The sequence below is a fragment of the Paraburkholderia sp. BR10923 genome (genome assembly GCF_040948765.1).
GTDB classification, from domain to species: Bacteria; Pseudomonadota; Gammaproteobacteria; order Burkholderiales; family Burkholderiaceae; genus Paraburkholderia; species Paraburkholderia youngii.
In genome coordinates this window covers 19,989-39,000 of the sequence record NZ_JBFPKO010000004.1, presented here as the reverse complement: position 1 = coordinate 39,000, position 19,012 = coordinate 19,989, and the positions used below count along the sequence as shown (strand labels likewise).

Here is a 19,012-nt window from a genome sequence, read left to right as displayed (position 1 = left end):
GCGGGTTCGGTCCCGTCACGCCTCCGGTGCAGCCGCCGCGGGAAAAATAGCGGATAATTGCGGCTTTCATCCTAAGCCCAGATTTTATCCGAGGACAAGCGCGATGGACTTTAGCATAAAAGCCTGTGATTGGACCAAAGGCTCGACGAACGGTTTCCTGACCGGGAAATCCGATTGCATCGTGATCGGCGTGTTCGAGTCGCAAACGCTGTCGGGTGCCGCACTGGAGATCGACGGGGCCACCAAGGGCCTGCTCACGCGCATCATCAAGGCGGGCGACATGGACGGCAAAGCCGGTACCACGCTGTTCCTGCATGAAGTCCAGGGCATCGGCGCGTCGCGAGTGCTGCTCGTCGGCCTCGGCAAACAGGATGCTTTCAGTCAGAAAGCCTACGGCGAGGCGGTCCGAGCCGCATGGCGCGCGCTGCTCGGCACGAAGATCGTGCAGGTCACGTTCACGCTCGCACAACTGCCGGTGCTCGAGCGCACGGCCGACTGGTGCGTGCGCGCCGCGATCCTCGCGCTGCGCGAGCTGACCTACCGCTTCACGGAGATGAAGAGCAAGCCGGACAACGCGCCGCGCGCGCTCAAGCGCGTCGTGTTCAGCGTCAATACTGGCGACGACAAGGCCGCCAAGCTCGCCGCGAAGCAGGGTGCCGCGCTCGCGAACGGCATGGACCTCACGCGCGACCTCGGCAATCTGCCGAGCAACGTCTGCACGCCGACCTATATTGCGAACACCGCGAAGAAGCTCGCGAAAGACTGGAAGCTGAAGGTCGAGGTGCTCGGCGAGAAGCAGTGTGAAGCGCTGAAGATGGGCTCGTTCCTGTCGGTCACCGCAGGCGCGGTCGAGCCGGCGCAGTTCATCGTGCTGCAGTACCAGGGCGGCGCCGCGAAGGCCGCGCCGGTCGTGCTGGTCGGCAAGGGCGTCACGTTCGACACGGGCGGCATCTCGCTGAAGCCGGGCGAGGGCATGGACGAGATGAAGTACGACATGTGCGGCGCGGGCTCGGTGCTGGGCACGCTGCGCGCGGTCGCCGAAATGGGTCTGAAGATCAACGTGGTCGGCATCATTCCGGCCGTCGAGAACATGCCGTCGGGCACGGCGACCAAGCCGGGCGACATCGTCACCAGCATGAAGGGCCTCACGATCGAGGTGCTGAACACCGACGCCGAGGGCCGCCTGATTCTGTGCGACGCGCTCACCTACGCGGAGCGCTTCAAGCCGGCCGCGGTGATCGACATCGCGACGCTGACGGGCGCCTGCATCATCGCGCTCGGCCATCACAACAGCGGCCTGTTCTCGAAGGACGATGCGCTCGCGGGGGAACTGCTCGACGCGTCGCGCGAAGCGGCCGACCCGGCCTGGCGCCTGCCGCTCGACGACGAGTACCAGGATCAGCTGAAGTCGAATTTCGCCGACGTCGCGAACATCGGCGGGCGTCCGGCCGGCAGCGTGACGGCCGCTTGCTTCCTTTCGCGCTTCACGGATTCGTACCCGTGGGCGCATCTCGACATCGCCGGCACCGCGTGGAAGAGCGGCGCGGCGAAGGGTGCGACGGGTCGTCCGGTGCCGCTGCTCGCGCAGTTCCTGATCGACCGCGCCGGCCAATGACGCGGTGCGGTAAGCGCGCGTACGGCGCACGGCAAGCGGGGCGGAGCGGCCGATGACGAGAATCGACTTTCACTCGAACGTCGGCGATTCGCTGCTGTACGCGTGCCGCCTCGTGCGCAAGGCGTATCTGGCGGGCCAGCCGCTCGTCGTGCTGGCCGAGCCCGCGCGTCTGCGCGCGTTCGACGAAATGCTGTGGACCTTCTCACCGCTCGACTTCGTGCCGCACTGCATGGCGGGCACGCCGCTTGCCGCCGATACGCCCGTCGTGCTGGCCACGAATCTCGACGAGGTGCCGCATCATCAGGTGCTGCTGAATCTGGGCGCAACGGTGCCGGCGCAATTCGCGCGCTTCGAAAGATTGCTCGAAGTGGTCGGTAACGCACACGAGGAACTCGCTGCGGGCCGCGAGCGCTATCGCTTCTATCGCGATCGCGGCTATGCTTTGAACAACTACAAGCAGGGCGGCTAGTTCGTTCCGCTCTCGCGTCATGGCCGCGAGGAGCGCGGCATGCGGACCGCCTGCCCTGGCTTCGACTCAAACACGGAGAGCGCACGTGTCCGATCCCAACGACAATTCGATTCCGATCCTGAACGAGGTCATCGTGCCGGGCCGCGCGCGCGAAACGCGCGAGGCGTCGGCCGATGGCGCCGCACCCGCGCCCCAGGGCACCAAGCCCGCAACACCAGCCGCCGCGCAACCGGCGGCGCGCGAGCAGGGATTGCGCACCGAGCCCGCGTTCGCGCCGCCGGCCGCGCATCCGGCCGCGCATCCGGCCGAACCGACGCTGGCGCCCGAGCCCGTGCTCGCGCCGCAGCCCGTGCCCACACCCGAGCAACTGAGTTCGCCCGAGCCGGTTCTCGCGCCGCAGCCGGCGCAGACCGAACTTCATCAGCCGCACGTGGCCGATCACACGCACGCGAGAAAGCAGGTCCGGCCGCATCACGGCATTCATGCGCGACATGGGCATGAGGAGCTGCATGAAGGCCTGCATGAAGGACTGCATGAGGACGTGCCCGAGGTGTCGCCCGGCGTGTTCGATCGTACCGAACCCTTCATACCGCTCGAAGCCGGCGCGACCGTGCCGCCGGACCTCGACCATGAAGGCGCGCACGAAGCCGCTTCCGCTCAGCCCCCACTCGACGCCGACGCGCTCGCCGAACGTTTGCACGGACGCTTCCAGCGTTTTCTCACGGGCGAGGGGCACGGCATCATCGAGGCGCGCTGCCGCGACGCAGTGCAGCAGCACACGAGCCTGCTCGTCAGTCAGATCACGCGCGAAGTCGCGCAGACGCTCGAAGCCGAGATGACCGATTGGGTACGTGAAGCGGTGGAAGAAGAAATCGCGCGGCGCTCGCGTTGACGCCGCGGCGACACGAAAGGTCCGTTATTTGAGCGTCAGCACCCAAGCCGCCAGCCTGGCCGCCTGATCGGGCGTCAGTTGCGTGTTCGCGGGCATCGGCATGGTTCCCCATGCGCCGGTGCTGCCATCGAGGATCTTGTGCTTCAGATAGGCCGTGGCGTCGTCGCGACCCGCATACCGGATAGCGACGTCGTGCAGCGCCGGCCCCATGAACGGGCGGTTGACCGAGTGGCAACTCATGCAGTTCTTCTGCTGGGCGAGCGCGAGGCCGGCTGCTTCGGCACGGGCTGCGGGACTCGTGGCGCTCAATGCGGCGGCGAGCGCAACAGAAGCTGCTACGGCTGCGTACGACATCGATTTCATTATGGTCTCCGCCAGTGCAGATGCCCGGCTCGTGGTGCACGCATTATAAGAGCAAAGGGGCGCACGGATTTTCGTGCGCCCCTGGCGTTTTTGCGTAGCGTGGCGGCGGGTTCGTCCAGCGGAGCGGGGCGCGCCGCCCCGTAGCAATTAACCCGTCACCGCCCCCCGATTCGCCGGCAGCGCGAGCGCGAAATACTTCGCCAACACGCCGCGGGTATAGCGCGGCTTCGGCGCCTGCCATGCGGCGCGGCGGCGCTGCAGCTCGGCATCGTCGATGTTCAGTTGCAGCAGCAGCCGGTGCGCGTCGATCGTGATCGAATCGCCTTCCTGCACGAGCGCGATCGTGCCGCCGACGAACGCCTCCGGCGCGACGTGCCCGACCACCATGCCCCACGTGCCGCCCGAGAAGCGGCCGTCGGTGATGAGTCCAACCGATTCGCCGAGCCCCTTGCCGATGATCGCCGAGGTCGGCGCAAGCATTTCCGGCATGCCGGGGCCGCCCTTCGGGCCCAGATAGCGCAGCACGACGACATCGCCAGCGACGATCCTGTCGGCGAGGATCGCTTCGAGCGCGCTCTGCTCGTCGTCGAATACGCGCGCCGGACCCGTGATGACCGGGTTTTTCAGCCCGGTGATCTTCGCGACCGCGCCGTCTTCGGCGAGATTGCCCTTCAGGATCGCGAGATGGCCTTCGGCGTACAGCGCGTGGTCGATGGGGAAGATCACCTGCTGATCGCTGCGCGGTTTGCTGGGTACGTCCTTCAGCTCCTCGGCGAGCGTTTTGCCGGTGATAGTCATGCAATCGCCGTGCAGAAGTCCGGCGTCGAGCAGGATCTTCAGCACCTGCGGTATGCCGCCCGCCTTGTGCAGATCGGTGGCGACATACTGGCCCGACGGTTTCAGGTTGCAGATCACCGGCACTTTCTTGCGCATGCGCTCGAAGTCCTCGATCGTCCATTCGACCTCGGCCGCGTGCGCGATCGCCAGATAGTGCAGCACCGCGTTGGTCGAGCCGCCGGTCGCCATGATCAGGGCAACCGCGTTTTCGATCGACTGCTTCGTGATGATGTCGCGCGGCTTCAGATCCTTTTTCACCGCTTCGACGAGTACGCGCGCCGATTCGGCGGCCGAGTCGACCTTCTCCTGATCGGGATTCGCCATCGTCGACGAATACAGTAGCGACATGCCTAGCGCCTCGAACGACGAGCTCATCGTATTGGCCGTGTACATGCCGCCGCACGAACCGGTCGACGGACACGCGTTCTTCTCGATGCCCTCGAAATCCTCCTGCGACATGCGGCCCGCCGTGAATTCGCCGACCGCCTCGAACGACGACACGATCGTCAGATCGGTGCCTTTCCAGTTGCCCGGCCGGATCGTGCCGCCATACACGTAGATGCCCGGCACGTTCATGCGCGCGAGGCCGATCATGCCGCCCGGCATGTTCTTGTCGCAGCCGCCGATCACGACCACGCCGTCCATCCATTGGCCCTGCACGCAGGTCTCGATGCAGTCGGCGATCACCTCGCGCGACACCAGCGAGTACTTCATGCCTTCGGTGCCCATCGACATGCCGTCCGAGATCGTCGGCGTGCCGAAGGTCTGCGGATTCGCGTCGGCGCGCTTGATCGCGGTGACGGCCGCGTCGGCGAGACGCTGCAGGCCGGCGTTGCATGGCGTGATCGTCGAGTGGCCGTTGGCGACGCCGATCATCGGTTTGTCGAAATCCTCCTCCTGGTACCCGAGCGCGTAGTACATCGAGCGATTCGGGGAACGCGCGATGCCTTGCGTGATGTTCTTCGAACGACGGTTGTAGGCCATGGGGAACTCCAGATCTGGCTGTTCTGATGAGTGCGCACGCGGCGCCCGCGCGCGCATCCGTTCAGTGTAGTTCCGCCAGACCGCGCGAACAGGCGGTTTTGCGTGGCCGGCGTCGCATGTATTATTCGCGGCTGTTCAGGTCGTAAAATATATTAATCATGCTGCCGACGATTCCTGATCTGCGCCAGTTGCGCTATTTCGTCACCGTCGCCGAGGAAAAGCACTTCGGGCGCGCAGCCGCGCGTTTGTCGATGACGCAGCCGCCGCTGTCGCAGGCGATCCGCGCGCTCGAAGAGACGCTCGGCGTCGAGCTGTTCGCGCGCACCAAGCGCTCGGTGGAGCTGACCGCGGTCGGTGCCGATCTGCTGCCGGAGGTGCAGCGGCTGCTCGCGGCGGCGGAAGGTTTGAGGCCGCTTGCGCAGAGCCTCGCGCGCGGCGAGGCGGGCGTGCTGTCGCTCGCGTTCGTGTCGACCGCGGATTACGGCCTGCTGCCGCTGCTGCTGCGCGATTTCGGCGCGCGGCATCCGCTCGTGCGGCTCGAGCTGACCGAGGCGACCAGCGACGTGCAGGTCGAGGAACTGGTGGCCGGGCGTATCGACGCGGGTCTGGTGATCGCGCCGCTGCCGTCGCGGCGTGCATCGCAGCTGTCGTGGCTGCCGATCGCGCGCGAGCCGCTCGTGATCGCGATGTCGACGGAGATGGCGCGAGGCTTGCAAGGCAGCGTAAACAAAAACGGCAAGGGCAAGCCAAATGAAGACCCCGCCGCCGAATGGCTCGACACGCCCGTCAGCCTACGCGATCTCGGCGACGCGCCGCTCGTGATCTTCCCAAGACGTCTCGCGCCAGGCTTTTATGACATCATTATGGATTGCTACGGCGTCGCGGGCCTCGCGCCGCGGATCGGCCAGGAGGCGATCCAGATGCAGACCATCGTGAGTCTCGTGTCGGCCGGCATGGGCGTCGCACTGGTGCCGCAATCGTTGCGTAACCTGCGGCGCACGGGCGTCGTGTACCGGCCGTTGTCCGAGTCGGTGCCCGCGATCGAAACGGGGCTCGTCTGGCGTACCGACGAGGTCAGCCCGGTGCTGGCGGGCTTCATCGACATCGTGCGCGCGCATGCGGCGAGCGTGGCGTCGCGCGTCTAGATCCCGCTTCTGATCCCTGTAAAACTGCTTTCGAACCTGAACTGCCCATAACTACACGATGCTCATTCACCCGAATTTCGACCCTGTCGCCATCCATCTGGGGCCGCTCGCCGTGCGCTGGTATGGCTTGATGTACCTCGTCGCGTTCGTCGCGGCGATCGTGGTCGCCCGGCTGCGGCTGCGGCTGCCGTACGTCGCCGCGCAAGGCTGGACCGCGAAGGACATCGACGACATGCTGTTCTTCGGCGTGCTGGGCACGATCCTCGGCGGCCGGCTCGGCTATGTGCTGTTCTACAAGGCCAGCTTCTATTTCGCGCATCCGCTCGACATCTTCAAGGTGTGGGAAGGCGGTATGTCGTTTCACGGCGGCTTTCTCGGCGTCACCATCGCGATGATGCTGTTCGCGTATCAGCGCAAGCGCTCGTGGCTGCAGGTCACCGACTTCGTCGCGCCGATGGTGCCCACGGGCCTCGCGGCGGGGCGGCTCGGCAACTTCATCAACGGCGAGCTGTGGGGCCGCGTGACCGATCCGGCCGCGCCGTGGGCGATGCTGTTCCCCGGCGCCGCGCCCGACGACGCCAGCTGGCTCGCCGCGCATCCGCAATTGGCCGCGCAATGGCATCTGAACGAAGTGTTTGCGCAATATCACATGCTGCCGCGGCATCCGTCGGAGCTGTACGAGATCGCGCTCGAAGGCGTGGCGCTGTTTTTCGTGCTGATTTTCTTCTCGCGCAAGCCGAAGCCGCTCGGCGCGATCTCCGCAATGTTCCTGATCGGCTACGGCCTCGCGCGCTTCACGGTCGAATTCGCGCGCGAGCCGGACGATTTCCTCGGCCTGCTCGCGATGGGGCTGTCGATGGGTCAATGGCTGTCGTTGCCAATGATCCTCGCGGGCATCGGCCTGATGGTGTGGGCGTATCGCCGGGGGCGCCGCGAGCCGGCGCAGGCGGTCGGCGCGAACTGAACTGCGCCCGGCCAGCGTAGCGAACGCTGCATGAAAAAACGCCACGGCTTCGATGGATGCCGTGGCGTTTCTCTTTGATGCGCTGGCGTTCGCGCGTGCGCGTCACTTCATCTGCACCGACCCCGACACGTTGACCGTCACCGTCGAGGTGCCACCTTCGAGCGGCATCGGCGCGCTCTTCGCGTCGGCGCCCATCGCGCGTGCGCTCATCATCATCATCGGACGCGGCATCACGCCGCTGTGATTCACGTTGACCTCGCGGATCGAATAGCCGCTAAAGCCGAACGCCTGCGACGATGCCGCGGCCTGCTCGCGAAACGATTTGATCGCCTCGCCGCTGAGCCGCTGTTCGGCGGCGCGCTGCGCTTCCGGCGACAGCGAGAAACGCACGTTACCTACCTGCATGATCGATGCCATCTGTCCGGCGAGCTTCGATGCCGCGGCGAAGTCGCGCGATTCGAGCACGACTTCCGTGCGGCCGCGCCACGCCGAGATGCGTCCGTCGCGGTCCGTTGACGGGAAGATCGAGAACGCACCCGAGCGCGCGGTTACGCCGGCCACGCCGCGCGCCTTCTGCAATGCCGCGTCGGCACGTTGGTTCAGCGTCGACGTCAACGCCGACGGCTCGCTCGCTTCCTGCTCGTAAAACAGCGTGATTTCGACTTCGTCCTGCGGGACTTCCGCGCTCGCCTGCGCATTCAGCGACAGCACGCCCGAGGGCTGCGGCATCATGGTCTGCGCGCGAGCGGGCGCCGGGTTCAGCGCGAGCGCCACAGGCGCGCCAAAGGCGAGCGCGAGTGCGAGGGCCCGTGCGGTTTTTGTCGTCATGGCTGGAATCCTTGTTTGAACAGGTTGTGCACGTTCGACGCGTGCGCCGCGTGATGACGCGATGGTGGCGCGCGGTTTGACGGATGCGCTAGCGAATGGATCGGGATGCCGTCGAACGGCTGGTTCGAACTCGCGCTTTCGTCGAGCGATTAGGCGCGTCTTACTGGCGCTTGGTTCCCCAATTAGTACTTCGCCGCCGCATCGGAAATGATGGCCCGGACGCGATCACGACACGTCCCGCGTCGCGCATTTGCCCTTAAACCAGCTGTTTAGTGATGAAGCGCCATTCGGCGTCGGTCACCGGTGTGATCGACAGACGGTTGCCTTTGGCGAGCACGCGCATGTCCTGCAATTCGGCATGCTCGCGCAGCGCGGCCAGCGGAATCAGCGGGATTTTCTTCTTGAACACGACGTCGACGAGCATCCAGCGCGGCGTTTCCCGCGACGATTTCGCGTCGTAGTACGGACTCTTTTTATCGAACTGCGTCGGGTCCGGATACGCGGTCGACGAGACTTCCGCGATGCCCGCGATGCCGGGTTCCGGACAGCTCGAATGATAGAAGAGCACGCCGTCGCCGACCTGCATCACGTCGCGCATGAAGTTGCGCGCCTGATAGTTGCGCACGCCGGTCCACGGCAAGGTGCGATGCGGTGCGTTGGCGAGGTCGTCGATGCTTGCTTCGTCCGGTTCGGACTTCATCAGCCAGTAGCGCATGAATCGGAGTGAGCGTGTGAGATTGAACGAGGCGCCAACAACAGGCGCGCGCGGAAAAGCCCCTGAAACAGGCACACAAAAAGAAAAAACGACGACCAAAGAAAAACGGCATCGAACCGAAGTCCGATGCCGTTCCAGATAAGGTCCCCGCCTTAGCCGCTAGGCCGGCATCCTGAACCGAGGGTTCAGAATTGGTCGCAGTTAGCAACACTTCGGGTACATCAGACAGAGTGACGCGCACACCCGTGCTACAAATTTCCGCAACCGTGCACATGGCATTGGTTCAAGGAATATATGACCTTGGCGAACCAGGCAGGGAAGCTAAACCGATGAAGCTACAACACATACCGTTGAACATGTGACCGGTTCGAAACCGGCCCGCTATTGAGTCAACTACTGCTTACTGCATGCTGTACTGCTCAATCACAGTACCTAGCTGTTCGTTCATTTGCTGCATTGTACGCCGGATTTCTTCAGCAGGAAATGCTTCTCCGTGTCGCACGCTGCTTTGCAGCTTAAGCAGTTCCGATGCCAGCGACAGCGCCGCCATCACCGCGATGCGATCGGTGCCGCGCACATTGCTGCCGCTGCGGATTTTCTTCATCTCGGCGTCGACGCGCGCGACCGCCTCGAGCAGCGCGCCTTCCGTTTCAGGCGAACAGGCGAGACGGTAGGGTACTTCGAGAATCGATACTTCGATCTGCTTGGTGGTCATGCGCTTTCTCCGTGTCGGCTCACGTCGCCTTCCGCTTCCTCGTGTTCGGGCTGGGCGGACTCGAGCAGATCGAGCTGGTTATCCGGTTCGCTGCTTGCGCGTGCGCGCGGCAATTTTTCGAGAATCGCATTCAGGCGCACCTGAGCGTCGTCGATCTTGGCGGACAGCGCGTCGCGTTCCGCTTGCAGTGCATCGCGCTCGGCACGCAATTGCGCGAGTTCGGTGTGCGTGGCTTGTACTTCGGCACGCGTTTGCGCGAGTTGCTCTTCGAGCGCGATCCGCGCTTCGTTGTGGCGCTTGCTGATCGCAATCAGCTTGCCGATGTTCTGGGAGAGTGATTCGAGTTCGGTGAGCATGTGCTGCGTCCTCTAAAGACATCGCATTTTAGCGCGGAATATTACAGGTTCCGACAATTGTCTCGTTTCGAGACGTAACAGCATCGCTTCATGCAGGTTCGTTGCGAGTCGTGTCGTCGACCATAAGATCAAAGACCGGCAATCCATCGGACAATAACCTGCATTCGACAGAACGGATCGCGCTCCGGTTGGCCTTTCTTGACGCCCCGCGAAGCCGCTCCTACACTTCCCGCACTCTGGTGCCCGCGCGCGCTTTTCGGCGCGCGCAGTTAAACGGGAAGCAGGGCGCGCGCGGTGCCAAACCGGATGCGCGAACCTGCGCTGCCCCCGCAACGGTAAACGACCGCATGTGATGTGCTCATGCAGGTCGGTCCTTGTCGCACGGTTGGAAGTTCAATCTGCGAGTGTGCCACTGCGCGTCACGCGTGGGAAGGCGGGATCGATGTGTCGTAGCCCGGATACCGGCCAGAAAAGAGGGACGTCCCCCGCGAAAACGTTAAACATTGGGGGACGCCTCGTGACGCGTCGGCCTGCGGGGAAGCAGGCCGTGCATGCTATCCACAGGAATGTCATCCCATGTTGTCCCCCATCGCCCGCGCGACGCTGCTCGCGTTCGCGAGCCTGCCGCTCGTCGCGCATGCGCAAAGCGCCGAGCCTGTGCCTTCATCGTCCGCTGCGGATGCAAGCACCGCGAACGCCCCAAACGTTGCGGATGCGGCCAATCCCGCTTCCGCCGATGCATCGGGCAACGTGCTCTCGCCGATCGTCGTGACCGCACAACGCGGAGCGCAAGCGTTGCGCGACGCGATCCCGCAGACCACGCAGTTCGATCAGCAGGACATCGCCGACACGACCGCGACCGATCTGCCCGGCCTGCTGCGACTCGCGCCCGGCGCGCAAATCTCGCGCACGGGTGGCCCCGGTTCGACCACGAGCCTCTTTCTGCGCGGCGCGTCGTCGACGCAATCGCTGCTGCTGATCGACGGCGTGCGCGTCGATTCGGTGAGTCTCGGCTCCGCTCAGCTCGCACAGATTCCGCTCGACCAGGTCGATCACGTCGAAGTCGTGAACGGCAACGTGTCGGCGTTGTACGGCTCGGGCGCGATCGGCGGTGTCGTGCAGGTGTTCACGAAAGACGGCGGCGATCATCCGCCGCGCTTCAATTTTTCGCTCGGCTACGGCAGCTATCACACGCAGACGCAAACGGCCGGCGTGAACGGCGCGCTCGATCAGGACGGTCGCACGACCTTCAACATCTCGCTCGCGCGCACGAAGAACGACGGCTTTTCGTCGCTCGATCCGCTCGAGGCGCCGGGCGCGAATCCGAACGCGAACGGCAATCTGAACGAGAGCATCAGCGCGTCGCTGCGCCACAAGTTCACCGACAAGTGGGATGCGGGTGTCAGCTACTTCCAGTCGAACAACAACAACAGCTACGACAATGCGTACGGCGTGCCAACCGATCTGAACAACCTCTATAGCAAGGTGCGTCAGGTGTCGGTGTTTGCGAACGGCAAGCTGACCGACTGGTGGACCACCCACTTCACGCTCGCCGTGGGCGACGACCGCAGCGTATCGAACACCAATGGCATCTACAACGACCGCTTCGATACCGACAATCGCCAGTACACGTGGCAGAACGATTTCGCGCTCGCCGCGAACCAGAAGCTGCAATTCGGCTACGAACATCTCGACCAGATTCTCGACTCCGACACGTTCGCCGCGCCCGACCGTCACGTCGATTCGGTCTTCGCCGGCTACAGCGCACGCTTCGGCCGCAACCAGATTCAGGCCAACGTACGCCGCGACCAGTACTCCGATTTCGGCGGAGCGAACAGTTACTATCTCGGCTACGGTTTCGACATCACGTCGCGCTGGAAGGTAACCGCAAGCTATTCCGATGCGTTCCGCGCGCCGAGCTTCGACGATCTGTACTATCCGATCAGCGGCAACCCGTCGATCCAGCCGGAGCGCAGTCACTCGGTCGAAGCCGGTTTGCAGTACGCGACCGACGCGCTCGGCGTGATGCGTCTGAACGCATTCCAGACGCGCTATACGAATCTGATCGACTACGTGCAGACGATCCCCGGCATCTATCTCGCGGAGAACGTCGGCCATGCGAAGGTGCAGGGACTCGAAGGATCGTGGAGCGGTCATGTCGGCAAGACCGACGTACGCGCGACATTGACGCTGCAGAACCCGGTCGATCTCGACAGCGGTACCGACCTCGTGCGACGCGCGCGACGCTTCGGGTCGTTCGCGGCGAATCGCAGCATCGGTGGATGGCGGGTTGGGGGCGAGTGGATCGTCAGCGGTCCGCGTCCAGACAGCACCGGCAAGCTCGGCGGTTATGGCATCGTGAATCTATCGGCGCGCTACAACATCACGAAGGCGTGGTACGTCAGCGCGCAAATCGACAATCTGTTCAACAAGGACTATGAGACGGCCTACTCGTATAACTCGCCGCGACGCGGTGCGTATGTCACGCTCGGCTGGCAGCAGCAGTGACGCGCGCGCCGGGTTGGCCGCATGCGTGAGCGCACGCGGATGAGTCGCGCGTCCGGTTCGCTGTCCGCCGCGATGGCAACGCCGCGCCCGATGAACGCGAAACGCGCGGCCGCGATCTGGCTCGGACTCGCGCTCGCCGCCGTCGCGCTGCTCGGCGCGTCGCTGGTGCTCGGCAGCGTGCCGCTCGCGCCGTCGCGCGTGCTTGCGGCGCTCGTGCCAACGCACACGTTCGGCGCCACGGGCAGCGACGATCTCGCCGGCGAAATCGTGCGCACGTTGCGATTGCCGCGCGCGCTCGCAGGCTTCGCGTGCGGCGCGTTGCTCGCGCTCGCCGGCGCGCTGCTTCAGGTGCTGCTGCGCAATCCGCTGGCCGAGCCGTACGTGCTCGGCGTGTCGGGCGGCGCGGCCAGTTTCGCGCTGGTCGCGATGATCGCGGGCGGCGCCTGGTGGATCGTCGATGCGAGCGCGTTCGCGGGTGCGTTCGTGTCGATCCTGCTGGTGCTCGGACTCGCGCGTCGCGAACTGTGGCGCGGCGAGCCGCAGGACACGTCGCCGCGTTTGCTGCTGACCGGCGCGGTGATCGCGGCCGGGTGGGGCGCGATGATCACGCTGCTGCTCAATCTCGCGCCTGATAGCCGTCTGCGCGGCATGCTGTTCTGGCTGACCGGCGACCTCAATGGCGGCGCGCTGCCGTGGACCGCGCTGATCGCGCTCGCGCTCGTGTTGCTCGCGATCGTGCCAGCCGCGCCGCGTCTGAACGTGCTGCTGCGCGGCGACGCAGCCGCGCAAGCGCTCGGCGTCGCGGTGATGCCGCTGCGTTTGCGCGTGTACCTGGTCGCGTCGCTGGCGGCGGCAGCGGCGGTGACGACCGCGGGCACGATCGGCTTCGTCGGTCTCGTCGTGCCGCATATGCTGCGGCTCGCGTTCGGCAACGACCAGCGCATGCTGCTGCCGGCGGCTGCACTCGGCGGCGGTGTCGCGGTGATGGGCGCGGATCTGATCGCGCGGACCGTGATTGCGCCCGCGCAATTGCCGGTCGGCGTGATCACGTCGCTGGTCGGCGTGCCGGTGTTCCTGTGGATGCTGCTCAAACGCCGCCGATGATGCAAGCCGAACCCAGCCCCACCTCTTCGATGCTGAGCACGCAGCGCCTGACACTGCGCGCCGGCGCGCGCACCTTGCTCGACGCGTTCACGCACACCTTCAATGCGGGCGAAGTCTGGTGTATCGCCGGGCCGAACGGCGCGGGCAAGACCACCTTGCTGTCGACGCTGGCGGGCCTGTTGCATCCGGCGGCGGGCCATGTCGAACTCGATGGCGTGCGCGTGGCCGACTGGCAGCCGCTGCCGCTCGCACGGCGCCGCGCGCTGATGCCGCAAAGCGCGGCCGATGCGTTCAATGCCAGCGTGCTCGACATCGTGCTGCTGAATCGCTTCCCGCATCTGGGCGGTTGGGGCTGGGAGCGCGATGAAGATCGCGCGGCTGCACAGGCGGCGCTCGAATCGCTCGGCCTTGCGGGCTTTGCGGCGCGCGACGTGCTGTCGCTATCGGGCGGCGAGCGTCAGCGCGTCGCGCTCGCGGCAGTGCTGTGCCAGGACGCGCCGCTGTTGCTGCTCGACGAACCGTTGTCGCATCTCGACCTGCATCACCAGATCGACTGCCTCGAAGCGCTCGTTGCATGGACGCGCGAGCCGGGACGCAGCATAGCGCGCAGTGTGCTGTTCTCCTGCCATGACCTGAACCTCGCGCGCCGCTTCGCGACGCATGCGTTGCTGCTCGACGGCGCGGGCGGCGCGTATGCGGGCCCGGTGCGCGACGTGCTGACGCCCGCGTTGACGAGCCGCGCGTTCGGCTATCCGCTGATTCTGATTCGCGATGGCGAGCACGAGGCGCTGATTCCCGCGCCGCGCGCGCGTCATGAATCGCCTGCCGGTCATGACGAAAAGTCAGGCTGACTATTAATCCCCTATACCTTGTTTCGATCACAACTATGACTCGCATCCCACTCCCGGCCGGTTTGCCCGAAGTCGCGCCGCTCGATCAGACGCTGCGCGCCGAGCTGCAACGGATCATCGATACGCGCACCAAACCGCCCGGCAGCCTCGGCCGGCTCGAAACGCTCGCGCGCCAGATGGGCCTGATCCAGCGCAGTACTCGTCCTAGCGTGCAGCGGCCCGCGATGATCGTGTTCGCGGGCGATCACGGTATCGCCGCCGAAGGCGTGAGCCCGTATCCGCAAGCGGTGACCGCGCAGATGGTCGCGAACTTCATCGCGGGCGGCGCGGCGATCAATGCGCTCAGCCGCGTCGCCGGTCTCGAACTCGAAGTGGTCAACGCGGGCATCGCGACGCCGCTGCCGTCCACCGACGGACTCGTCGATATTCCGGTCGGGCCCGGCACGCGCAACTTCGCGCACGAAGCCGCGATGACGCAGGCCGAAGCGCTCGCCGCGATGCAGGCAGGCGCCGCGCGCGTGCGTCATCACGCGGCGCTCGGCACCAACGTGATCGGCTTCGGCGAGATGGGCATCGCGAACACGTCGGCGGCCGCGTGTCTGATGAGCCGTCTGTGCGGCGTGCCGATCGACGACTGCGTCGGCCGTGGCACCGGTCTCGACAATGCCGGGCTCGCGAAGAAGCGCAACGTGCTCGCGGCGGCGCTCGCGCGTCATGCGGACGCCAGCGCGCCGCTCGACGTGCTCGCGACCTTCGGCGGCTTCGAAATCGCGATGATGACGGGCGCATTTCTGGCGGCCGCCGAGGCGCGCATGACGATTCTCGTGGATGGTTTCATCGCGACGTCGGCGCTGCTGGTCGCCGATGCGCTGTCGCCCGACGTGCGCGAGTACTGCGTGTTCGCGCATGCGTCGAACGAGGCCGGCCATCGGCGCATGCTCGATCATTTCGGCGCGCAGCCGCTGCTGTCGCTCGACATGCGGCTCGGCGAGGGCACGGGCGCCGCGCTCGCGGTGCCGCTGCTGCGCGCGGCGGCGGCTTTCGTCAACGAGATGGCCAGCTTCGATTCCGCGGGCGTCGCGGATCGCGAACCGTGACGCGCTCGAACCCATGCTTCGCGGCAACGCGAAGCTCGGCCCGCATCGCAGCGAACATGCACTCGAGACGTCCATGAACCCGCTCGCGGAACTGCGCTATTTCTTCACGGCGCTCGGTTACTTCACGCGCGTGCCGGTGCCGCGCTGGGTCGGCTACGAGCCGCATTATCTGAACGCGGCGGCGCGCTATTTTCCGCTCGTCGGCGTGCTGGTCGGCGGCGTCAGCGCGCTCGTCTATCTGGCCGCGCTGCGCGTGTTTCCGGCGGGCGTCGCGGTGCTGCTGTCGATGGCCGCGTCGCTGCTCTTGACAGGCGCGTTCCACGAGGACGGTCTGGCCGATTGCGTCGATGCGTTCGGTGGCGCCTATACGCGCGACGATGCGTTGCGCATCATGCACGACTCGCGCATCGGTGCTTTCGGTGCCATCGCGCTCGTGATCGCGTTGGCGATCAAGTGGCAAACGCTCGCCGCGTTGCCGCCGCTTTCCGCCGCAAGTCTGATGGTTGCGGCGCATGGCGCGAGCCGCGCGTGCGCGATCAGTTATCTGGCCACGCTCGACTATGTGCGCGCCGCGGGCAAAGCCAAGCCGGTCGCGCAGCGTCTGAGCGGGCTGGCGCTGCTGTGCGCCGCGCTGTTCGGGCTGCCGTGGCTGCTGTGGCCGAACGGCCCCGGCGCGCCCGACTACCGTTTCGCCGCGCTCACATGTGTCGTGCTGTTGGCGCTGCGCTTCGCGATGGGCCGTTATTTCGTCAGACGCATCGGCGGCTATACCGGCGACTGTCTCGGCTTCGCGCAGCAAATCTTCGAATTGAGCATCTATCTGGTGGGGCTTGCATGGATATCGTCCTGATTCGACATCCCGCTGTCGCGCTCGAGGCGGGGGTTTGTTACGGCCATAGTGATGTCGCGTTGGCGGAAAGCGCCGAGGTCACGTCCAATGCGTTGGCGGTCAAGCTCGCGAGCTTGCAGGTGCCGGCGCCGCGCGTGCTGATCACGAGTCCGCTCACGCGCTGCGCCGCGCTCGCGAATGAAATCGCCAACGACTTCGGCTGCGTGGTCAGCCACGACGAGCGTCTGAAGGAGATGGACTTCGGCGAATGGGAAGCGCAGCGCTGGGATACGATCGATCGCGCCCAGCTCGACGACTGGGCCGCCAATTTCGAGCATGCGCGCGCGCATGGCGGCGAGAGCGTCGCGCAATTCGTCGCGCGTGTGCGAGCGTGGTTCGATGCGTTCGCGCTGACGCGCGAGCTGTCGCCCGCGTACGTGGTCACGCACGCGGGGGTGATGCGCGCGATCGCGTCGTGGGTGCTGGAGGTGCCGCTCGCGCGTTGCCTGCAGTGGTCGCTCGATATGGCCGGGATCGTCTGGTTGCGGCGTAACGACGAGACGCTGCAGTGGTCGCTGGTGCGATGGAATGCGTGACCCGCGTGGTCATGCGGAGAACTGAGCGTATTTTTTGCGCGACCCGCGGCGCGTCATGGCGCGGGTTTGTTTGTGCGCGAGCGCGCCAGTTCGAGGTCCTCGCACAGTTGCCGCGCGCCTTGCGCGATGCGCGGCGCGGGGCGATTGATCAGATCGCCGTCGATCGCAAACAGGTTGTCGTTCGCGACGGCCGCGAGACGCGGCCACGCGCGCCATGCGTCGAGTTGCGGCAGCGTCGTGTCGGGCTGCGTCGCGCCGGGCGCCGCCGTGACGATCGCCTGCGGATTCGCCGCGAGCACCGCTTCGGTCGATACGGTCGGCACGAGCGGCTGCAAGTCCGCGAACACGTTGCGGCCGCCGCATAGCGTGATCACGTCGCTGATCATGTGCTCGCCGTTGAGCGTCATCAGCGGCCGGTCCCATACCTGATAAAACACGCTGACTACGGGGCGATTCGCATACCGCGCGCGCAGGCGGCCGATGTCGTCGCGATAGGCGGCCGCCGCCGCGTCCGCGCTCGCGGAGGTGCCTAGCAGCCGGCCGAGCTTCGTCAGCGACACGGCGATATCGTCGAGACGGCGCGGCTCGCTGAAAAAGAGCGGCACGTGCAGCTCGCGCAAGCGCTCGAGCTGACGCTGCGCATTGCCATGCCGCCACACGACGATCAGATCCGGTTTCAGCGCGACGATGCGTTCGAGGTCGAGCGCCTTGTTGTCGCCGACGCGTGGCAGTTGTTTCGCTTCGGGCGGATAGTCGCTGTACGACACCGCGCCGACCATCTTCGGGCCGCCACCCGCGGCGTACAGCAATTCGGTCACGTGCGGGGCGAGGCTGATCACGCGCTGCGCGGGCGCGGCGAGCGTGACGGTCGCGCCGCTGTCGTCGGTGACGGTGATCGCGGCGTGCGCGCTCAGCGCACTTAGAGCGAGCGCTGCGGCGCTGAACCAAGGGATGAAGTGGCGCGCGGGCGCGGCAAAGCGAGCGGAGCGAGTGAAGCGAGTGAAGCGGGTCATCGGGCGAGGGCGGATCACGAAGCGTTGAACGGCTGGGGTGCGAAGGACGGTGCGCTAACCCGAGCGCGCGGTATCGATCGAATCAACCGCCTGTTGAAGCAGTTGTTCGAAGCGGGTCCATTCGGCCTCATCGCCCGGCAGCCCGAAGCGCACGCTGGCCGATGGCACCCGGGGCGATGGCGGAAAAAGACGCGTCCACACGCCGCGCTGCGCGAGCGCTTCATGCAATGCGGCGGCGCGCGCATCGTCGGTCCATGCGAAAAGCGGCGTGCCGCGAGTCGCGAAACCGTGCGCATGCAACAGCCCGGCAAGCCGTGCGCTTTCGCCGATCAGCCGCTCACGCATCCGCGTTTGCCACGCGGCATCGGCGAACGCGGCGCTCACCGCATGACGCGCGGGACCGCTGACCGTCCACGCGCCCAATCTGTCGCGCAACGCGGCGAGCAAGGCGGGCGCGCCCAGTACGAAGCCGGCGCGCACACCCGCGAGCCCGAAGAACTTGCCGGGCGAGCGCAACACGACGAGCCCGTCCCGCTGCGTCTGCGCCGCCAGCGACGCGACGCGCGCGGCCGGCAGCGTATCGGCGAACGCCTCGTCGACCAGCAGCGTGCCGCCGCGTTCGCGCAGCTGCGCGTGCCAGTTCAGCAGCCTCGCGGCATCGAGATGCGTAGCCGTCGGATTGTTGGGATTGACGATCACGACATGCGTGAGCGCGGCGGGCAGCGTGTCGCGATGCACGTCGAGCGGCGCGACCTCGTGTCCGGCGCGCGCGAACGCGGGCCCGTACTCGCCGTAGGTCAGCGGCGCGATGCCGAGCGTCGCGCGCGGCAGCAACGCGGGCAGCGCGCGAATCGCCGCCTGGCTGCCGGCCACCGGCAGCACATGCGCGGCATCGGGTGCGCCGTAGTAGCGCGCGGCCCGCTCGGCGAAGCCGTCGCCTTCGTCGGGCAAACGACGCCACGCGTCGGCGGGCAGCGGCGGCACCGGATAGCCGTGCGGATTGATGCCGGTGGACAGATCGAGCCACTGTGCGTACGGAATGCCGTAGCGCGCCGCCGCTTCGTGCAGGTTACCGCCGTGTGCGATCGGATCGCCTGCGGCGTGTTCGCGCGCTTGTGTCCGCTCGGTCAT

19 protein-coding genes, 1 other RNA gene and 1 riboswitch are annotated in these 19,012 nt (G+C 66.1%); of the genes, 11 read left to right on the top strand and 9 right to left on the bottom strand.

Annotation, left to right across the window (positions count from 1 at the left end; genetic code table 11):
• The first annotated feature begins 103 nt into the window (after positions 1-103).
• From AB3X94_RS08670 to AB3X94_RS08660, 3 genes are all read left to right on the top strand, one after another.
• Entirely contained in the window at positions 104-1,615 is a 1,512-nt protein-coding gene (locus AB3X94_RS08670; protein ID WP_368611287.1) for a leucyl aminopeptidase, read from the top strand.
• Positions 1,616-1,667: 52 nt separating this feature from the next.
• Complete coding sequence (locus AB3X94_RS08665) at positions 1,668-2,084, top strand: DNA polymerase III subunit chi (RefSeq protein ID WP_368611286.1); 417 nt, start codon at positions 1,668-1,670, stop codon at positions 2,082-2,084.
• 85 nt (positions 2,085-2,169) lie between these two features.
• Entirely contained in the window at positions 2,170-2,976 is an 807-nt protein-coding gene (locus AB3X94_RS08660) for a DUF2486 family protein (RefSeq protein WP_368611285.1), read from the top strand.
• Positions 2,977-3,000: 24 nt separating this feature from the next.
• Here AB3X94_RS08660 and AB3X94_RS08655 read toward each other — a convergent pair whose 3' ends face one another.
• Together AB3X94_RS08655 and ilvD are read right to left on the bottom strand one after the other, a co-directional pair.
• On the bottom strand, positions 3,001-3,339 hold the full coding sequence (locus tag AB3X94_RS08655; protein ID WP_368611284.1) for a c-type cytochrome: 339 nt from the start codon (positions 3,337-3,339) through the stop codon (positions 3,001-3,003).
• A 147-nt stretch (positions 3,340-3,486) separates the two neighbouring features.
• Entirely contained in the window at positions 3,487-5,160 is a 1,674-nt protein-coding gene (gene ilvD, locus AB3X94_RS08650; RefSeq protein ID WP_368611283.1) for a dihydroxy-acid dehydratase, read from the bottom strand.
• Between the two features lie 158 nt (positions 5,161-5,318).
• Between ilvD and AB3X94_RS08645 the strand changes: the two genes are divergently transcribed.
• Positions 5,319-6,305, top strand: coding sequence for a LysR family transcriptional regulator (locus AB3X94_RS08645; protein WP_368611282.1), 987 nt, complete (start codon positions 5,319-5,321; stop codon positions 6,303-6,305).
• 58 nt (positions 6,306-6,363) lie between these two features.
• Positions 6,364-7,269: a prolipoprotein diacylglyceryl transferase gene (gene lgt / locus AB3X94_RS08640; RefSeq protein ID WP_176109317.1), complete on the top strand. Its 906-nt coding sequence runs from the start codon at positions 6,364-6,366 to the stop codon at positions 7,267-7,269.
• Positions 7,270-7,371: 102 nt separating this feature from the next.
• Here the strand turns inward: lgt and AB3X94_RS08635 are convergent, their stop codons facing one another.
• The 5 genes from AB3X94_RS08635 to AB3X94_RS08615 form a co-directional block, all read right to left on the bottom strand.
• Positions 7,372-8,097: an SIMPL domain-containing protein gene (locus AB3X94_RS08635; RefSeq protein WP_176109316.1), complete on the bottom strand. Its 726-nt coding sequence runs from the start codon at positions 8,095-8,097 to the stop codon at positions 7,372-7,374.
• A 256-nt stretch (positions 8,098-8,353) separates the two neighbouring features.
• Complete coding sequence (locus AB3X94_RS08630) at positions 8,354-8,812, bottom strand: EVE domain-containing protein (protein WP_176109315.1); 459 nt, start codon at positions 8,810-8,812, stop codon at positions 8,354-8,356.
• Between the two features lie 140 nt (positions 8,813-8,952).
• A non-coding RNA gene (gene ssrS, locus AB3X94_RS08625) (6S RNA) lies at positions 8,953-9,134 on the bottom strand.
• Positions 9,135-9,212: 78 nt separating this feature from the next.
• Positions 9,213-9,527, bottom strand: a complete 315-nt coding sequence (locus AB3X94_RS08620) for a cell division protein ZapA (protein WP_013088698.1) — start codon at positions 9,525-9,527, stop codon at positions 9,213-9,215.
• The gene (locus tag AB3X94_RS08615) at positions 9,524-9,883 is read right to left on the bottom strand and encodes an ATPase (RefSeq protein WP_176109314.1); all 360 of its coding nucleotides are present in this window, start codon (positions 9,881-9,883) and stop codon (positions 9,524-9,526) included. The genes AB3X94_RS08620 and AB3X94_RS08615 overlap by 4 nt, the downstream gene beginning before the upstream one ends.
• A 220-nt stretch (positions 9,884-10,103) precedes the next feature.
• A riboswitch (cobalamin riboswitch) is annotated at positions 10,104-10,368 on the top strand.
• A 91-nt stretch (positions 10,369-10,459) separates the two neighbouring features.
• On the opposite strand from AB3X94_RS08615, the gene AB3X94_RS08610 reads away from it, so the two are divergent.
• From AB3X94_RS08610 to cobC, 6 genes are all read left to right on the top strand, one after another.
• Positions 10,460-12,391 (top strand): TonB-dependent receptor, encoded by a 1,932-nt coding sequence (locus AB3X94_RS08610; RefSeq protein WP_368611281.1) that lies wholly within the window; start codon positions 10,460-10,462, stop codon positions 12,389-12,391.
• Between the two features lie 39 nt (positions 12,392-12,430).
• On the top strand, positions 12,431-13,495 hold the full coding sequence (locus AB3X94_RS08605) for an iron ABC transporter permease (RefSeq protein ID WP_176109312.1): 1,065 nt from the start codon (positions 12,431-12,433) through the stop codon (positions 13,493-13,495).
• Complete coding sequence (locus tag AB3X94_RS08600) at positions 13,492-14,346, top strand: ABC transporter ATP-binding protein (protein ID WP_368611478.1); 855 nt, start codon at positions 13,492-13,494, stop codon at positions 14,344-14,346. Before AB3X94_RS08605 ends, AB3X94_RS08600 begins: the two co-directional genes overlap by 4 nt.
• A 35-nt stretch (positions 14,347-14,381) precedes the next feature.
• On the top strand, positions 14,382-15,443 hold the full coding sequence (gene cobT, locus AB3X94_RS08595) for a nicotinate-nucleotide--dimethylbenzimidazole phosphoribosyltransferase (protein WP_368611280.1): 1,062 nt from the start codon (positions 14,382-14,384) through the stop codon (positions 15,441-15,443).
• 73 nt (positions 15,444-15,516) lie between these two features.
• Positions 15,517-16,293, top strand: coding sequence for an adenosylcobinamide-GDP ribazoletransferase (locus AB3X94_RS08590; protein WP_368611279.1), 777 nt, complete (start codon positions 15,517-15,519; stop codon positions 16,291-16,293).
• Positions 16,278-16,868 carry an alpha-ribazole phosphatase gene (gene cobC, locus AB3X94_RS08585; RefSeq protein ID WP_176121149.1) on the top strand — a complete coding sequence of 197 codons (591 nt, stop codon included), beginning with the start codon at positions 16,278-16,280 and terminating at the stop codon, positions 16,866-16,868. The genes AB3X94_RS08590 and cobC overlap by 16 nt, the downstream gene beginning before the upstream one ends.
• Positions 16,869-16,921: 53 nt before the next feature.
• On the opposite strand, the gene AB3X94_RS08580 is transcribed toward cobC, so the two are convergent.
• Positions 16,922-17,881 (bottom strand): cobalamin-binding protein, encoded by a 960-nt coding sequence (locus AB3X94_RS08580; protein WP_368611278.1) that lies wholly within the window; start codon positions 17,879-17,881, stop codon positions 16,922-16,924.
• A 54-nt stretch (positions 17,882-17,935) separates the two neighbouring features.
• Positions 17,936-19,012 carry a threonine-phosphate decarboxylase CobD gene (gene cobD, locus AB3X94_RS08575; RefSeq protein WP_176109308.1) on the bottom strand — a complete coding sequence of 359 codons (1,077 nt, stop codon included), beginning with the start codon at positions 19,010-19,012 and terminating at the stop codon, positions 17,936-17,938.

Excerpts from the sequence above, each read along its gene's own strand:
- AB3X94_RS08670 (WP_368611287.1), top strand. The coding sequence starts at position 104 with ATGGACTTTAGCATAAAAGCCTGTGATTGGACCAAAGGCTCGACGAAC.
- AB3X94_RS08665 (WP_368611286.1), top strand. The coding sequence starts at position 1,668 with ATGACGAGAATCGACTTTCACTCGAACGTCGGCGATTCGCTGCTGTAC.
- AB3X94_RS08655 (WP_368611284.1), bottom strand. The coding sequence starts at position 3,339 with ATGAAATCGATGTCGTACGCAGCCGTAGCAGCTTCTGTTGCGCTCGCC.
- ilvD (WP_368611283.1), bottom strand. The coding sequence starts at position 5,160 with ATGGCCTACAACCGTCGTTCGAAGAACATCACGCAAGGCATCGCGCGT.
- AB3X94_RS08645 (WP_368611282.1), top strand. The coding sequence starts at position 5,319 with ATGCTGCCGACGATTCCTGATCTGCGCCAGTTGCGCTATTTCGTCACC.
- lgt (WP_176109317.1), top strand. The coding sequence starts at position 6,364 with ATGCTCATTCACCCGAATTTCGACCCTGTCGCCATCCATCTGGGGCCG.
- AB3X94_RS08635 (WP_176109316.1), bottom strand. The coding sequence starts at position 8,097 with ATGACGACAAAAACCGCACGGGCCCTCGCACTCGCGCTCGCCTTTGGC.
- AB3X94_RS08630 (WP_176109315.1), bottom strand. The coding sequence starts at position 8,812 with ATGCGCTACTGGCTGATGAAGTCCGAACCGGACGAAGCAAGCATCGAC.
- AB3X94_RS08620 (WP_013088698.1), bottom strand. The coding sequence starts at position 9,527 with ATGACCACCAAGCAGATCGAAGTATCGATTCTCGAAGTACCCTACCGT.
- AB3X94_RS08615 (WP_176109314.1), bottom strand. The coding sequence starts at position 9,883 with ATGCTCACCGAACTCGAATCACTCTCCCAGAACATCGGCAAGCTGATT.
- AB3X94_RS08610 (WP_368611281.1), top strand. The coding sequence starts at position 10,460 with ATGTTGTCCCCCATCGCCCGCGCGACGCTGCTCGCGTTCGCGAGCCTG.
- AB3X94_RS08605 (WP_176109312.1), top strand. The coding sequence starts at position 12,431 with ATGAGTCGCGCGTCCGGTTCGCTGTCCGCCGCGATGGCAACGCCGCGC.
- AB3X94_RS08600 (WP_368611478.1), top strand. The coding sequence starts at position 13,492 with ATGATGCAAGCCGAACCCAGCCCCACCTCTTCGATGCTGAGCACGCAG.
- cobT (WP_368611280.1), top strand. The coding sequence starts at position 14,382 with ATGACTCGCATCCCACTCCCGGCCGGTTTGCCCGAAGTCGCGCCGCTC.
- AB3X94_RS08590 (WP_368611279.1), top strand. The coding sequence starts at position 15,517 with ATGAACCCGCTCGCGGAACTGCGCTATTTCTTCACGGCGCTCGGTTAC.
- cobC (WP_176121149.1), top strand. The coding sequence starts at position 16,278 with ATGGATATCGTCCTGATTCGACATCCCGCTGTCGCGCTCGAGGCGGGG.
- AB3X94_RS08580 (WP_368611278.1), bottom strand. The coding sequence starts at position 17,881 with ATGACCCGCTTCACTCGCTTCACTCGCTCCGCTCGCTTTGCCGCGCCC.
- cobD (WP_176109308.1), bottom strand. The coding sequence starts at position 19,012 with ATGACCGAGCGGACACAAGCGCGCGAACACGCCGCAGGCGATCCGATC.